This window comes from Rhizobium sp. P32RR-XVIII (assembly GCF_012641395.1).
In the GTDB taxonomy this organism is placed as follows: Bacteria; Pseudomonadota; Alphaproteobacteria; order Rhizobiales; family Rhizobiaceae; genus Rhizobium.
Genome location: NZ_JABAIH010000002.1, coordinates 326876 through 340568, shown reverse-complemented (window position 1 = coordinate 340568; position 13693 = coordinate 326876). Strand labels below are relative to the sequence as shown.

Genomic DNA, 13693 nt, shown 5'->3' with positions numbered 1-13693 from the left:
CTATGCAGGACATTGCCGTCAATCGGGTTATGAGGCGTCAGGAGTGTCGCTTAGGAACGACTCTCCGGCGACCTCGGCAAAGCTGTACTTGCTGCCGCAGTGTCTATGGGAAGGACTGGCTTATGATTGGCGCAGGAAAGACTGTCACATCTTTGTTGGCTGGAGCTGCATTATGCGCGCTCGCGGCGCTCGTTCAGCCGCAGGGCGGCTCGGCATTTGCGGCCAGCGAGGTTAAAGCCGTCGTGAATGGCGTTGCGCTTACATCAGGCGATATCGCAAAACGCCAGGCGTTCCTGCGTCTCCAGCATCAGAAAGCCGATGCGAAAGCTGCTGAAGAATCGCTGGTCGATGAGACACTGAAACGGCAGGAAGTCTCGCGCGTGCGAATGTCGGTCTCCAAAGAAGACGTCGATGCCTCCTTCGCGCGCTTTGCGTCCGGGAATAAGCTCACGACCGAGCAGCTCACACAAATTCTCACCCAGGCCGGCGTCGGCGTGGATCACTTCAAGCAGTTCATTGCCGTGCAAATGAGCTGGCCGCGTGTCGTCAACGCGCGGTATGGCTCCAGTGCTCGCATGTCGAGCAGCGATCTTGTCAGCCGCATGATGGAGAACAACAAGCAGAAGCCGGTTACCACCGAATATATGCTGCAGCAGATCATCTTCGTGGTGCCGCAATCGAAGAAGGGCATCACGGCCAAGCGCAAGAGCGAGGCCGAAGCATCGCGTTCGAAGTATCCGGGTTGCGACCAGGCGAAGGTCTTTGCTGCAACAATGCGTGATGTTTCCGTCCGCGACCTTGGCCGCATGCTGGCACCGGAGATTCCGGCCGACTGGAAACCATTGGTCGAACAGGCGAAGGGCAACACCACGGCGACACGGGTGACCGACAAGGGTGTGGAGTATCTCGCAATCTGCAGTCAGCGCGAAGTGTCGGATGACACGGCCGCCGAGATCATGTTCCGCCAGGAGGACCTCGACAAGGCGAAGGCAAACAAGACCGCGCCAGGAAACGAGAACGCCACCAAATACCTGGACGAGCTGCGCAAGAAGGCGCAGATCATCTACCGCTGATCGCCGTGTCCACCCCGTTTTTGCGCCCGCTTGCACTGACGCAGGGAGATCCGGCCGGGATCGGCCCTGACATCGCGTTGATGGCCTGGCTGAGGAGGCGTGAGCTCGGTCTGCCACCTTTCTTTCTGATCGGTGATCCCGATGTGCTGTTGGTGAGGGCGCGGCAGCTCGATCTTTCCGTCGCAATAGCCGAAGCGAGTGCAGCGACGGCCGCCGATGTTTTTGTCGATGCGCTGCCCGTCCTGCCCGTTGCCGCCGGCGTCCAAGTGGCCGCGGGCGAACCGCATGTCGCGACAGCGCCGGGCACGATTGCCGCAATTGAAACGGCCGTGTCGCTGGTCCTCAAGGGCGAGGCTGCGGGGGTTGTTACCAACCCCATCGCAAAATCCGTTCTCTACGAGGCCGGCTTTAAGTTTCCCGGACACACCGAGTTTCTAGCCGACCTCGCCGCCCGCGCGACCGGCAAGCCGGTCAGACCGGTCATGATGCTCGCGGGTCCCAAGCTGCGGGCGATCCCGGTTACCATTCATATCCCGATCAAGGACGTGCCCCAGGCACTCAGTGGTGAGTTGATCGCGGAAACCTGCCGCATCGCCCATGCCGACCTCAGGCAGCGCTTCGGCATAGAGAGGCCGCGCCTCGCGGTCGCCGGTCTCAATCCGCATGCCGGCGAAAGCGGCACGATGGGACGGGAAGACGAAGACATCATCTATCCGGCCATTGAGCTTCTGCGTTCCGAGGGCATCGATGCCATTGGCCCCCTGCCCGCGGATACCATGTTCCACGACGAGGCACGCGCCCGGTATGATGTCGCGATCTGCATGTATCACGACCAGGCGCTGATTCCCGCCAAGGCGCTGGGCTTCGACGATTCCGTCAACGTGACGCTCGGGCTGCCTTTCGTGCGGACTTCGCCGGATCACGGGACGGCGTTTGGTATTGCCGGCAAAGGCATTGCGCGTGAGCAGAGCCTGATTGCAGCCCTGAAGCTTGCAGCCCAACTCAGCCGGTCGGCGGTACAGCGCTGATGGCCGCACTTGATGGCCTGCCGCCGCTTCGCGACGTGATTCAGCGTCACGGCCTTGATGCACGCAAGGCTCTTGGCCAGAACTTTCTTCTCGATCTCAACCTGACGCAGAAGGTGGCGCGCACCGCTGGATCTCTCGAAGGCTCTACCGTCTTCGAGGTCGGGCCTGGGCCCGGCGGGCTGACGCGCGCCATTCTGGCGCTGGGTGCGAGAAAAGTGATCGCCGTCGAGCGCGATCCGCGCTGCCTGCCCGCGCTGGCGGAAATATCGGATCATTATCCCGGCAAGCTTGAAGTGCTCGGTGGTGACGCGCTGAAGACAGATTTCGAGGCGCTGGCGCCTGCAGGACCAATCAAGATCATTGCCAATCTTCCTTACAACGTCGGCACGCAGCTGCTGGTGAACTGGCTGTTGCCAAAGGAATGGCCGCCGTTCTGGGAATCCCTGACGCTGATGTTCCAAAAGGAAGTCGGCGAGCGCATCGTCGCGGAACCGGGCGAAGACCATTACGGCCGGTTGGGCGTGCTCTGTGGCTGGCGCACCGATGCCCGGATGGCCTTCGACATATCCCCGCAGGCCTTCACGCCACCGCCGAAGGTAACGTCGACGGTGGTGCATCTGACGCCGAAGGAAAGCCCGATCCCCTGCGCCGTCGCGAATCTCGAGAAAGTCACGCAGGCGGCGTTCGGACAGCGGCGCAAGATGCTGCGCCAGAGCCTCAAGCCGCTTGGCGGCGAGAACCTGCTGAATAAGGCAGGCATAGATCCGCAGCGCCGCGCTGAAACGCTGTCCGTCGAGGAATTCTGCCTGCTTGCGAATTCGCTTTAGAGAACCGGTGTCTCTTCCAACAGTTTGGTGACGAAATCGAAAACGCCGTGCCGCCGGTCGCGGCGCAGGCGCTCGGCCCTTACGATCGACTGGACCGCGTCGAATGCTGTCTCGAGATCGTCATTGACGATCACATAGTCGTATTCCCGCCAATGCGCGATTTCAGCGCGGGAATTAGCCAGACGGCGTGCAATCACGTCTTCGGAATCTTCAGCGCGCCGGTGAAGCCTCGACTGCAATTCGGTCATCGTCGGCGGCAGAACGAAGATGGAAACGACGTCCGCCGACATCTTCTCCTGCAGCTGCAAGGCCCCTTGCCAGTCGATATCGAAAAGCATGTCCCGCCCCTCAGCCATCGCCGCTTCCACCGGCTCGCGCGGAGTGCCGTAAAAATTGCCGTGCACTTCGGCCCATTCCAGCAGCGCATCAGAATCGCGAAGCCGCTCGAACTCGCGGATGCTTATGAAATGATAATGAATGCCGTCGACTTCGCTCGCGCGTCGCGGACGCGTTGTCACGCTGACGGAAAGGCCGATCTGGCTGTCCTGCGCAAGCAGCGTCCTTGCGATGGTCGATTTGCCTGCGCCCGACGGCGACGAGATGACGAGCATCAGACCGCGGCGAGCGATCGGAACGGGCGAGGATTTCGCCGGCTTCATGTCCTACTCCAGATTCTGGACCTGTTCGCGGAACTGGTCGATGACGACTTTCAGTTCGATGCCGGCGGCAGTGACCGCCGCAGCATTCGACTTCGAACAGATGGTATTCGATTCACGGTTAAATTCCTGTGCAAGGAAATCGAGCTTGCGGCCAACCGGACCGCCGCGCCCCAACAGATCACGTGCGGCCGCGACATGTGCCCTCAACCGGTCGATCTCCTCGCTGACGTCGGCCTTGGTGGCGAGCAGCGCGGCTTCCGCATGCAACCTGTCCCTGTCGAGCGTGCCCGCCCCGTCCATCAACAAGGCAATCTGCGCTTTGATCCGTGCCGAAATTTCCTGCGGCGTGCGCGAAGGGTCGCGTTCAATGGCATGCGCCAGGTTCTCGATGGTCGAAACGTGATTAAGCAGCACGCGGGACAGCGCAGCCCCCTCCTGCTCGCGCATGAGCTTGAGGTCGGAAAGAGCCGTCAGCAGGCCCGTCGCGATATCCGCATCGCGCGCGGCAATCTCTTCCGCGCTATCCTCGGTCTCGCGAAACTCGACGAGCCCGCGGATAGACAGAAGCGTGTCCAGGCGCAGCGGCTCGGGATCGATAATCCCGGCAAGCTGATCGCGCAGCGCAAGGACGTTCGCCAGTGTTTCCTGATTGAGGACCGCCTCAAAACGGTTCTCGCCCGCCGAAACCGAGAGATTGGCCTGCATGTTGCCTCGGCTGAACTGCTCGCCGGCGACACGGCGCACTTCAGTTTCCATGCGCTCGAGACCGGGCGGCAAGCGAAGCCTGAGGTCGAGCCCCTTACCGTTGACCGAACGCAGTTCCCATGCCCAGCGCCAGCGGCCGCTCGTACCCTCGCGCCGCGCAAAACCGGTCATGGACTGCAAAGCCATCCGAGCCTCCGAAATCAGTTCGTCTTTTTCTTCTGTTGAGCAGGTTCGTCGGCTTGCGCCGATCCTGGCTGGCCGTCAACCGCGATATTCGGGTCGCTCCCCTTTTCGGCCTGGAGCTTACGCCAGCGCTTCACATTGGCATTATGCTCGTCAAGTGTCGCCGCGAAAACATGCCCTCCCGTGCCATCGGCAACGAAATAGAGGTCTGCCGATTTCCACGGGTTGGCGACTGCTTCCAGTGCATCGCGGCCAGGATTCGCGATCGGCGTCGGCGGAAGACCCTTGATCGCGTAGGTATTGTAGGGTGTCTCTTTCTTTAGATCCGACTGAAAGATCGGGCGGTCAGCCGGCTTTCCGTCGCCGCCGAAAAGACCGTAGATGATCGTCGGATCGGACTGAAGCCGCATGCCCTTGCTGAGGCGGTTCAGGAAAACGGACGCGACATGCGCCCGCTCGTCGGCAACGCCGGTTTCCTTCTCGACGATCGAAGCGAGCGTGACGAACTCCTCCTTCGACTTCAACGGGACCGAAGGATCGCGCTTCTCCCAGATCTGATCCACGAGCTTCGTCTGCGCCGCGGCCATCTGGTCGATGATCTCGGTGCGCTTCGTGCCGCGGGAGAACTTGTAAGTATCCGGGCGTAGGCTGCCCTCCGGCGGAAGCGCCGTCGGCACTTCGCCTTCGAGTACGGCATCCTCGCCCATCCGGTTGAACATCTGACGGACTGTCAGCCCCTCCGGGAAGGAGATCGAATAGAGGATCGATTTGCCAGACTTCAGCAGTTCCATGATGTCGTTCATGGAGGCCTTGGCCTTGATTTCGTACTCACCGGCCTTGAGGCTCTCGCCGTCATTCAGGCGAGTGGCTGTCAGGTAGCGGAAGATACGAGCATCGGAGATGATGTTGTTGCGCTCAAGATTGGAGGCAATTTCCGAAAGGCCGGCTCCGTTGCGCACAATGAAATTGGTGTTCGTCTCCAGCGGACCGGGGTCCTGATAGCTGGAGATTGCATAATAAAAGGCGAAGATGCCGGCGGCGCAGGCAAGCACCACCATCGTCATGAGGAAGTTCAGGAAGATGATGACCTGGCTGCGCGCTTTCTTGGAACGCTTCGGCGGCTCCGGAACACGCTCAGGACGCAGCGCTTCGTTGGGCGACTTCGGAATGATCCGCCCGTTTTGCGCCGGCTGGCCGCTCTGGTCTGCCGATTCGTTGCTGTGGTTCGTATCGCTCACGGCAATCCTCTAATTTCGCCTATCCGCTGTTTTAAGAAGCAATACGGCAAAAAACAGGTGGCAGCACCTTTTCGAACGACGCTGGCACCCCTACTCCCGCAGCCTCAAAAACCGCGTTCAAGCTGTATAGCGGCGCAGCACCAGCGATGCATTCGTACCGCCGAATCCGAAGGAATTCGACAGTGCCACATTGATCTCTCGCTGACGAGCCTTGTGCGGAACAAGATCGATAGCGGTTTCCCGTTCGGGATTATCCAGATTTATCGTCGGCGGTGCAACGTTGTCACGGATCGCAAGCGTTGCAAAGATCGCTTCGATCGCGCCGGCCGCACCCAGCAGATGGCCGGTGGCGGACTTCGTCGAAGACATCGAGATCCTGGACGCCGCATTGCCAACGAGACGCTCGACGGCCCCAAGTTCGATCGTATCGGCCATGGTCGAGGTGCCGTGGGCGTTGATGTAATCGATATCGGCAGCCGTCAGTCCGGCGCGTTTCAGCGCCATGGCCATGCAACGCTGCGCACCCTCACCATCCTCCGACGGCGCGGTGATATGATAGGCGTCGCCCGAGAGACCGTAACCGACGATTTCTGCATAGATCTTCGCGCCGCGGGCCTTGGCATGTTCCAGCTCTTCGAGCACGACGATACCGGCGCCCTCGCCCATGACGAAGCCGTCGCGGTCGCGATCGTAGGGACGCGATGCCTTCTGCGGATTGTCATTATGTTGCGTGGAAAGCGCCTTGCACGCCGCGAAGCCTGCGAGGGAGATACGGCTGACCGGCGATTCCGTGCCGCCCGCCAGCATCACGTCGGCATCGCCAAGCGCGATCAGACGGGCCGCATCGCCAATGGCATGTGCGCCGGTCGAGCAGGCCGTGACGACCGAATGGTTCGGTCCCCTGAGCTTGTGACGAATCGAAACCTGGCCGGATACGAGGTTGATCAGACGGCCGGGGATGAAGAACGGCGAGATCCGGCGCGGGCCCTTGTCGCGGAGCGTGTAGCCAGCCTCGACAATACCCTCGATGCCACCGATGCCGGAACCGATCAGGACGCCGGTCGCGATCTGATCCTCATCTGCCTCGGGGTGCCAGTTGGCATCGTTCAGCGCCATATCGGCGGCTGCCATGCCATAAATGATGAAGGGATCGACCTTGCGCTGTTCCTTCGGCTCCATCCAATCATCGACGTTGAAGGTGCCCTCCGTGCCGTCACCGACAGGAATGCGGCAGGCGATCTTGGCGGGAAGATCCTCCACCTCGAATTCGGTGACGAGGCGGGCGCCGCTCTGGCTGGCGAGCAGCCGAGCCCAGGTGACTTCAGTTCCGCATCCCAAGGGTGATACCATGCCGGTACCGGTGATGACGACCCGTCTCATCGACAGCTTCCCCGCCTGTATTTTTCACTTTGAATAAAGCAATGCACAAATAAAAAGGGCGGACTCATGGCCCGCCCTTTGGAAATCACTCAGGATTAAGCCTGAGCCTTTTCGATGAACTTTACTGCGTCGCCGACCGTCAGGATCGAGTCTGCTGCGTCGTCCGGAATTTCCACGCCGAATTCTTCTTCGAACGCCATAACCAGTTCGACCGTATCGAGGGAGTCAGCACCAAGATCGTCGATAAAGCTGGCGCCCTCGACAACCTTCTCGGCGTCGACGCCAAGATGATCAATAACAATTTTCTTTACGCGTTCTGCGATATCGCTCATGTCGGTTTCCTCGACCTTATATCCTGATCAGAATGCCTTCCGGCACCCCTACCCTGTTTCAGCCTTCGGCGCCCTTTGGCACTTTCGGCAAACTCGTTAGCCCGGGCTTCTAAGATGTTCCACGCTGGCAAAAACCCGCCGGTGCCTTGGTTTCCGGGACGACTGTGACAGTCATGGCCCGCTTAACACGGTTTATGTCTGCCGCAAAGCCTGAAAATCAACCCCGTTCGGTTGCTCAACACGCTATTCAACCGAAAAACGCGGACGGCGCCGGTTTTCCGTTTCAGATCATGGCCATGCCGCCGTTTACGTGCAGAGTCTGGCCTGTCACATACGCAGCTTCCGAGGAGGCGAGATAGGCAACGGCCGAAGCGACTTCGGCGCCGGTGCCCATGCGCTTCATCGGGATCGCCCCCATGATCGCTTCCTTCTGCTTGTCGTTGAGCTTGCCGGTCATGGCGGATTCGATGAAGCCCGGAGCGACGCAATTGACCGTCACGTTACGGGTCGCGATCTCCTGGGCGAGCGACTTGGTGAAGCCGATCATGCCGGCCTTGGAGGCGCAGTAGTTCGCCTGGCCCGGGTTGCCCGTGACAGCGACCACCGAGGTGATATTGATGATGCGGCCATAGCGGCGGCGCATCATCGGATGCGTCAGCTCGCGCGTCAGCCGGAACATCGCGGTAAGGTTCACCTCGATGACGCTGTCCCAATCCTCGTCGCTCATGCGCACGAAAAGGCCGTCCTTGGTGATGCCTGCGTTGTTCACCAGAATATCGACGCCTTCGAGCTCGGCTTCCGCCTTGACGCCGAGCGCCTTGACCTCGTCACGGTCGGAGAGGTTCGCCGGGAAGATCTTGACGCGATCGCCAAGCTCGCTCGCCAGCGCCTCAAGCTTCTCGACGCGGGTGCCGTGGAGTCCGACGATCGCGCCCTGCTTGTGCAGGATGCGGGCGATTTCCTCGCCGATGCCGCCGGATGCGCCGGTGACGAGGGCCTTGCGGCCGGAAAGATCGAGCATGGGGGCGTTCCTTATATCTGGTGAAACCAATCAGGCCATGAGGGCGGCGACGGCCGCGTCGATGTCGGCAGGCGTATTGACGGCGATGCCGTTGACCGTCTTGTCGATGCGGCGCGCAAGGCCTGTCAGAACCTTGCCGGTGCCAAGTTCATAAAGCGTCGTAACATTGTTTGCAGCAAACCATTCCACGGTTTCGCGCCAGCGGACCTGGCCGGTGACCTGCTCGACGAGCAGCGCGGCGATTTCGCCGGCGTCCGTCACGTGTGCGGCGCGGACATTGGCGATCAAGGGTACGATCGGATCGGACTTCTTCACTCCCGCGAGCGCTTCGCGCATCGCTTCTGCGGCGGGAGCCATCAGCTTCGAGTGGAAGGGCGCAGAGACCGGCAGCAGGATGGCGCGCTTGGCACCCTTGTCGGTCGCAAGGCCCGCAGCTCTCTCGACGGCCGCTTTTTCACCGGAGATCACCAGCTGGCCGCCGCCGTTATCGTTGGCGATCTGGCAGGAGCCGATAGCGGAAGCCTCTTCACATACAGCCAGTACGTCTGCATGCTCGAGGCCGATGATGGCCGCCATCGCGCCGACGCCGACCGGAACGGCTGCCTGCATTGCATTGCCGCGAATGCGCAGCAGGCGCGCGGTATCAGCAAGCGAGAAGGTGCCGGCGGCACAAAGCGCGGAATATTCGCCGAGCGAGTGGCCCGCGACGTAGGATACCTTCGACTTCAGATCGAGACCCTTCGCTTGAAGGACGCGAACGACGGCGAGCGATACCGCCATCAGCGCCGGCTGGGCGTTTGCCGTCAGCGTCAGCGTATCTTCCGGGCCTTCGAACATGATCGTCGAGAGCTTTTCGCCGAGCGCATCATCCACTTCGTCGAAGACGGCTCGGGCCTCGGCAAAGTTTTCCGACAATTCCTTGCCCATGCCGACAGCCTGGCTGCCCTGGCCGGGAAATGTGAAAGCGACAGTCATCTAATGTCCCTTATTATGTCATTCGGGCGATTTCGCCTCCAATTGACGTTCTTGCAGGGAGAGTCAATAGCCACGGCAGGCTCTCCAAAGCCTTTTGCAGGCATGGAAAGCCACGACTTTTCCCTTGCGCTTGCGGAATTCGAGCCTAAATTCGCGCCGCCCTCCCCGGACACCTCTACTCATTCTGTTTTCAAGGTTTTCTAATGAAGCTCAATAAATTAGGCCGCACTGATATTTCCGTTTCGCAGATCTGCCTCGGTACCATGACCTGGGGCTCGCAGAACACAGAAGCCGAAGCGCACCAGCAGATGGATTACGCCGTCGAGAAGGGCGTCAATTTCTTCGATACCGCAGAGCTCTATCCGACGACGCCCCTCACGGCGGAAACGCAGGGGCGCACGGAGGAATATATCGGCAGCTGGTTCGAAAAGACCGGCAAGCGAAAGGACGTCGTTCTCGCGACCAAGGTCGCTGGCCAAGGCCGCGATTACATCCGCAATGGCCAAGGCGCCGATGCCAAGAACATTCGCCTTGCGCTCGACGCCAGCCTGAAGCGACTGAAGACCGATTATGTCGATCTCTACCAGATCCACTGGCCGAACCGCGGCCATTTCCACTTCCGCCAGAGCTGGAACTACGATCCTTTCGAACAGAACCGTGAAAAGGCGATCGCCAACATGGTGGACATTCTCGAGGCGGTCGGCGAACTGCAGAAGGCCGGCAAAATCCGCGCCTTCGGCCTCTCCAACGAAACCACATGGGGCACGCAGAAGTATCTGACGCTTTCCGAGCAGAAGAACCTGCCGCGCGTCGCAAGTGTCCAGAACGAATACAGCCTGCTTTATCGCCATTTCGATCTCGATATGGCGGAGCTTTCGCATTACGAGGATGTCGGCCTGCTTGCCTATTCCCCGCTCGCAGCCGGTCTGCTCACAGGCAAGTATCAGAATGGTGCCAAGCCCGCTGGATCGCGCGCCGCAATCAACGGCAATCTCGGCGGCCGCCTGCAGCCGCTGCAGGAAGCGCCGACCAAGGCCTACCTGGGGATCGCCGCAAAGCACGGCCTTGACCCCTCCGCGATGGCGATCGCCTTCTGCCTGACCCGCCGCTTCGTGACGTCCGCCATCATCGGCGCGACGACGATGGAGCAATTGAAGGTCGATCTGAGCTCGGTCGATGTAAGGCTTTCGAGCGACGTGCTGGCCGATATCGAGAAGGTGCACCGGCAGTATCCGATGCCGATATGAAGCGGCCGCATTCGCCTCTCAGAAGATGAAATGCAATCCGTGACAAGGGCGAGCAACCGCTCGCCCTTTCGTCCCTCATCCCCGGCTATTGAGCCGTAAGCACGGATGCTACGCTGGCCTTGGCAACCGGTGGCGGGTTCCACTTTCCCGTCAGGGCATCAGGCTTGGGTGCGTAGAGCCGCATTGTCAGGTTGAACGGCCCTTCCGGAGTTGGCAACCAGTTCCACTCCTTCTCCTTGCCCGGGCTCTCGCGCTGGAAATAGAGATCAAGCGAACCATCGGGATTGTATTGGAAAGGCATCCAGCTGCTGACAGCGAAGCGGTTGATGGAATTGGTGACTTGAAATCCCTTGTCGTCATATAGCGTCACCGACCAGAAGGCCTGGGCGGGCGGAATTTCAGACTTCTCGAAGTGGATCGTGTAGTTGTTCCCGCCATGGAGCGCCTGGCCGCTTTCGTCTGCCAGATTCAACGGATAGATTGCATCCTCTGGCAGGTTGGCGCCGAGACCCTGTTGCGCAACGATGGCGCGCTTCAGATAGTAGTTGCCGTAGACACCCATCGTGTCGGTGTTCATCGACCAGCCATTGGCCACGCGTGCTAAGGTCCTCACCTTCCAAGCCATCAGCTCCTGGGCGTCCTGCGGAACCGTCTCGAGTGCCTTCTGGACGGCCGGATCGGCCTTGGAGAGATCGAAGCTCTTGCCTGGCTCGATGCCGATCCGCTTCATTCGGGCAATGATCGGCTGATCCGTGATATGCGGAGGATAGACCTTCAGGAGTTCGGCAGCGTTAGCGAAATACGCTCCTGCCGACGCGGTATCGACCTGGGTCTTGGGCGGCGTCTTCATGTCGATCGACGGGTCGATCTTGACGTCGACCGGTTTTGCCTCCTTGCCCCACTCGGAGAGCACGGTGATCTTGTAACCGTCCTGAATCTTGTGAACGGCGTCATAGTCTGGCGGTCCGTCGGTCTTCGTCCGTCCGATGACCCAGACGTAGGGCGTCGGCGCATCGATCCTTTGCGTTCCTTCCGGCAGCTTGAATTCATCGAATTTGTCGCGCAGATCAGGCCGCCAGCCGGGAGGTGTAACCAGGAAGTGGCCGGCCCCGGTTCCGGTTGTCCGCCAGCCCGGCGCCGCAAACACATCCGTCCACATATCGAGCATGGGCAACAGGTAGTAGCGTCCGCCGGTGTCCGGTGCGGAAACGACAACGGGCTCCTTCGTCAAGTCAAGCCAGCCGCTGGAATACAGCGTGTCGAAATTCGGGCGGACCACCACCTTCATGTTCGCCGGCGGGAACTCGAGGATATTGTTGAAGCGATTGGGTGGGCCGCCGATGGCGCCTTCCTTGGCTTCGGCGTTAGTCAGCTGTTTCCGGGTAATATCCATCGACAGCAGAGGGTAGAAATAGACGTAGGCGTCCACACCTATCGCATGAGCTTCTTCTTCGGTGATTGCGTCTGCCGCATGCGCTGCGGCGATCGGAAATACTGTGAGGCTTAAGGCCAGAGGAATGAGTTGTTTCAGCTTGCAGAACGACTCCCGGTCGCCAACTGTTCTTGGTGCACGCATCGCATCCTCCCTATTATTAACTTCGAGTGAAGTGGCTACTCTCCAGATAGCGGTATGGTATAGTTGTATTGCTACAGTTGTATGTTCTATTGACCTACGAAACGATGAAATTAGCTTGCTTTTTCTTGTTCGCCGCACGAGTTATACATGAAATAATGACCTTGCGCTAGCTGCGCAAAGAGCCGACTAAGGCAGCGCTCTATTTGAAACGACGCAAAGGCTGCTACTTACAGGTGATTTCAGCTTCCTTCTGGGGGCGATTGGTCGCTAAAAGCGAAACCTCCTCCAAGGATCGCGCCGCTGGATGACGCCGTCGGTAAAGCGGCGGAGATCCGAGCAAAGCATTCGAATTGAGCCGTGCGCGTTCTTCTCGATTGCGGGTGCTCTTGCCTTCTGCCGAAAAATCCGTATAAGCGCCCCTGTTCTCAAACCCGGTCTTCTGGCTGGTGGCTGAACGGAGGGCCGGTTTCCCCGGAAATCGTTCGGAACGGAAGCGTTCCAGCCTCCCGTGTCTCCGCTCTCGACCGTCTCGGAAACGCTTTTCTTGCCTGGGTCCGCCCAATCAGGAGCAGTCGTTGAGGCTTAGCCGCCGAAGTTCGGGTTGAACCAACGCAAGAAAGGCAAAGCTGTCATGGCTCTTTATGAACATGTATTCCTTGCCCGGCAGGATATTTCCGCTCAGCAGGTCGATGCCCTCGTAGAACAGTACAAGGGCGTGATCGAAGCTAACGGCGGCAAAGTCGGGCGCATCGAAAACTGGGGCCTCAAGTCCCTCACCTACCGCATCAAGAAGAACCGCAAGGCTCACTACGCCCTGATGGACATCGATGCACCGGCAGCTGCCGTCCAGGAAATGGAACGCCAGATGCGCATCAGCGAAGACGTCCTGCGCTACATGACGATCGCTGTCGAAAAGCACGAAGAAGGCCCGTCTGCCATGATGCAGAAGCGCGACCGCGACGACCGCGGCCCGCGTGATGGTGCCGACCGTGGCCCGCGCCGCGAATTCGGTGACCGTCCGCCGCGCCGTGACGGCGACTTCCAGCGTGGCCCGCGTCCGGATCGCGCTCCCCGCGAAGACCGTGCATAAGGAGATCTAAGAATGTCTGAAGCTTCCTCCGCTCCGGTCCGCCGCCCGTTCCATCGCCGCCGCAAGACCTGCCCGTTCTCCGGCGCAAACGCTCCGCGGATCGACTACAAGGACGTCCGTCTCCTGCAGCGCTACATTTCCGAGCGCGGCAAGATCGTTCCGTCCCGCATCACGGCTGTTTCGCAGAAGAAGCAGCGCGAACTCGCTCAGGCGATCAAGCGCGCCCGCTTCCTCGGCCTGCTGCCGTACGTCGTCGCCTAATCGGCTGACGCGCTGAATTGAGGGAAGGCAGCGATGCCTTCCCTTCTCCCTTTCGCGATGGGCGCGGATCGGAACCCTTAAAACCCATGTTGAGGCGG

Annotated in this window: 14 protein-coding genes; 6 read left to right on the top strand and 8 right to left on the bottom strand. The window is 60.1% G+C overall.

Annotated elements, in window-relative coordinates:
- The first annotated feature begins 122 nt into the window (after nucleotides 1–122).
- The 3 genes from HGP14_RS06680 to rsmA are packed head-to-tail and all read left to right on the top strand — an operon-like array spanning nucleotide 123 to nucleotide 2928.
- Nucleotides 123–1073 carry a peptidylprolyl isomerase gene (locus HGP14_RS06680; protein WP_168829078.1) on the top strand — a complete coding sequence of 317 codons (951 nt, stop codon included), beginning with the start codon at nucleotides 123–125 and terminating at the stop codon, nucleotides 1071–1073.
- A 5-nt stretch (nucleotides 1074–1078) separates the two neighbouring features.
- Entirely contained in the window at nucleotides 1079–2101 is a 1023-nt protein-coding gene (pdxA, locus tag HGP14_RS06675) for a 4-hydroxythreonine-4-phosphate dehydrogenase PdxA (RefSeq protein ID WP_168829077.1), read from the top strand.
- On the top strand, nucleotides 2101–2928 hold the full coding sequence (rsmA, locus tag HGP14_RS06670) for a 16S rRNA (adenine(1518)-N(6)/adenine(1519)-N(6))-dimethyltransferase RsmA (protein ID WP_168829076.1): 828 nt from the start codon (nucleotides 2101–2103) through the stop codon (nucleotides 2926–2928). Before pdxA ends, rsmA begins: the two co-directional genes overlap by 1 nt.
- Here rsmA and gmk read toward each other — a convergent pair.
- The 7 genes from gmk to fabD all read right to left on the bottom strand — a co-directional run bounded on the left by gmk (nucleotide 2925) and on the right by fabD (nucleotide 9421).
- Complete coding sequence (gmk, locus tag HGP14_RS06665) at nucleotides 2925–3587, bottom strand: guanylate kinase (protein WP_168829075.1); 663 nt, start codon at nucleotides 3585–3587, stop codon at nucleotides 2925–2927. The genes rsmA and gmk overlap by 4 nt on opposite strands.
- A gap of 3 nt (nucleotides 3588–3590) precedes the next feature.
- Nucleotides 3591–4478 carry a YicC/YloC family endoribonuclease gene (locus HGP14_RS06660; RefSeq protein WP_168829074.1) on the bottom strand — a complete coding sequence of 296 codons (888 nt, stop codon included), beginning with the start codon at nucleotides 4476–4478 and terminating at the stop codon, nucleotides 3591–3593.
- A gap of 14 nt (nucleotides 4479–4492) precedes the next feature.
- Nucleotides 4493–5713: an endolytic transglycosylase MltG gene (mltG, locus tag HGP14_RS06655; protein ID WP_168829073.1), complete on the bottom strand. Its 1221-nt coding sequence runs from the start codon at nucleotides 5711–5713 to the stop codon at nucleotides 4493–4495.
- Nucleotides 5714–5830: 117 nt separating this feature from the next.
- Entirely contained in the window at nucleotides 5831–7093 is a 1263-nt protein-coding gene (fabF, locus tag HGP14_RS06650; RefSeq protein ID WP_168829072.1) for a beta-ketoacyl-ACP synthase II, read from the bottom strand.
- A 95-nt stretch (nucleotides 7094–7188) separates the two neighbouring features.
- Nucleotides 7189–7425 carry an acyl carrier protein gene (locus tag HGP14_RS06645; RefSeq protein WP_027507378.1) on the bottom strand — a complete coding sequence of 79 codons (237 nt, stop codon included), beginning with the start codon at nucleotides 7423–7425 and terminating at the stop codon, nucleotides 7189–7191.
- A 283-nt stretch (nucleotides 7426–7708) separates the two neighbouring features.
- The gene (gene fabG / locus HGP14_RS06640; protein ID WP_168829071.1) at nucleotides 7709–8446 is read right to left on the bottom strand and encodes a 3-oxoacyl-[acyl-carrier-protein] reductase; all 738 of its coding nucleotides are present in this window, start codon (nucleotides 8444–8446) and stop codon (nucleotides 7709–7711) included.
- A 30-nt stretch (nucleotides 8447–8476) separates the two neighbouring features.
- Entirely contained in the window at nucleotides 8477–9421 is a 945-nt protein-coding gene (fabD, locus tag HGP14_RS06635; protein ID WP_168829070.1) for an ACP S-malonyltransferase, read from the bottom strand.
- Nucleotides 9422–9624: 203 nt separating this feature from the next.
- Here fabD and HGP14_RS06630 point away from each other — a divergent pair, with 203 nt between their 5' ends.
- Complete coding sequence (locus tag HGP14_RS06630; protein WP_168829069.1) at nucleotides 9625–10668, top strand: aldo/keto reductase; 1044 nt, start codon at nucleotides 9625–9627, stop codon at nucleotides 10666–10668.
- A gap of 85 nt (nucleotides 10669–10753) precedes the next feature.
- On the opposite strand, the gene HGP14_RS06625 is transcribed toward HGP14_RS06630, so the two are convergent.
- Nucleotides 10754–12244, bottom strand: coding sequence for a DUF1254 domain-containing protein (locus HGP14_RS06625; RefSeq protein ID WP_168829068.1), 1491 nt, complete (start codon nucleotides 12242–12244; stop codon nucleotides 10754–10756).
- Nucleotides 12245–12875: 631 nt separating this feature from the next.
- Here HGP14_RS06625 and rpsF point away from each other — a divergent pair.
- Nucleotides 12876–13334 (top strand): 30S ribosomal protein S6, encoded by a 459-nt coding sequence (gene rpsF, locus HGP14_RS06620; protein WP_168829067.1) that lies wholly within the window; start codon nucleotides 12876–12878, stop codon nucleotides 13332–13334.
- A 12-nt stretch (nucleotides 13335–13346) separates the two neighbouring features.
- A complete protein-coding gene (gene rpsR / locus HGP14_RS06615) occupies nucleotides 13347–13595 on the top strand; it encodes a 30S ribosomal protein S18 (RefSeq protein WP_004680498.1) in 249 nt (82 codons plus the stop codon).
- The last annotated feature ends 98 nt before the right edge of the window (nucleotides 13596–13693 follow it).

Coding starts and splice junctions, on each gene's coding strand:
- fabD (WP_168829070.1), bottom strand. CDS start 9,421: ATGACTGTCGCTTTCACATTTCCCGGCCAGGGCAGCCAGGCTGTCGGC.
- rsmA (WP_168829076.1), top strand. CDS start 2,101: ATGGCCGCACTTGATGGCCTGCCGCCGCTTCGCGACGTGATTCAGCGT.
- gmk (WP_168829075.1), bottom strand. CDS start 3,587: ATGAAGCCGGCGAAATCCTCGCCCGTTCCGATCGCTCGCCGCGGTCTG.
- fabF (WP_168829072.1), bottom strand. CDS start 7,093: ATGAGACGGGTCGTCATCACCGGTACCGGCATGGTATCACCCTTGGGA.
- HGP14_RS06680 (WP_168829078.1), top strand. CDS start 123: ATGATTGGCGCAGGAAAGACTGTCACATCTTTGTTGGCTGGAGCTGCA.
- HGP14_RS06630 (WP_168829069.1), top strand. CDS start 9,625: ATGAAGCTCAATAAATTAGGCCGCACTGATATTTCCGTTTCGCAGATC.
- rpsF (WP_168829067.1), top strand. CDS start 12,876: ATGGCTCTTTATGAACATGTATTCCTTGCCCGGCAGGATATTTCCGCT.
- HGP14_RS06625 (WP_168829068.1), bottom strand. CDS start 12,244: ATGCGTGCACCAAGAACAGTTGGCGACCGGGAGTCGTTCTGCAAGCTG.
- HGP14_RS06660 (WP_168829074.1), bottom strand. CDS start 4,478: ATGGCTTTGCAGTCCATGACCGGTTTTGCGCGGCGCGAGGGTACGAGC.
- fabG (WP_168829071.1), bottom strand. CDS start 8,446: ATGCTCGATCTTTCCGGCCGCAAGGCCCTCGTCACCGGCGCATCCGGC.
- rpsR (WP_004680498.1), top strand. CDS start 13,347: ATGTCTGAAGCTTCCTCCGCTCCGGTCCGCCGCCCGTTCCATCGCCGC.
- HGP14_RS06645 (WP_027507378.1), bottom strand. CDS start 7,425: ATGAGCGATATCGCAGAACGCGTAAAGAAAATTGTTATTGATCATCTT.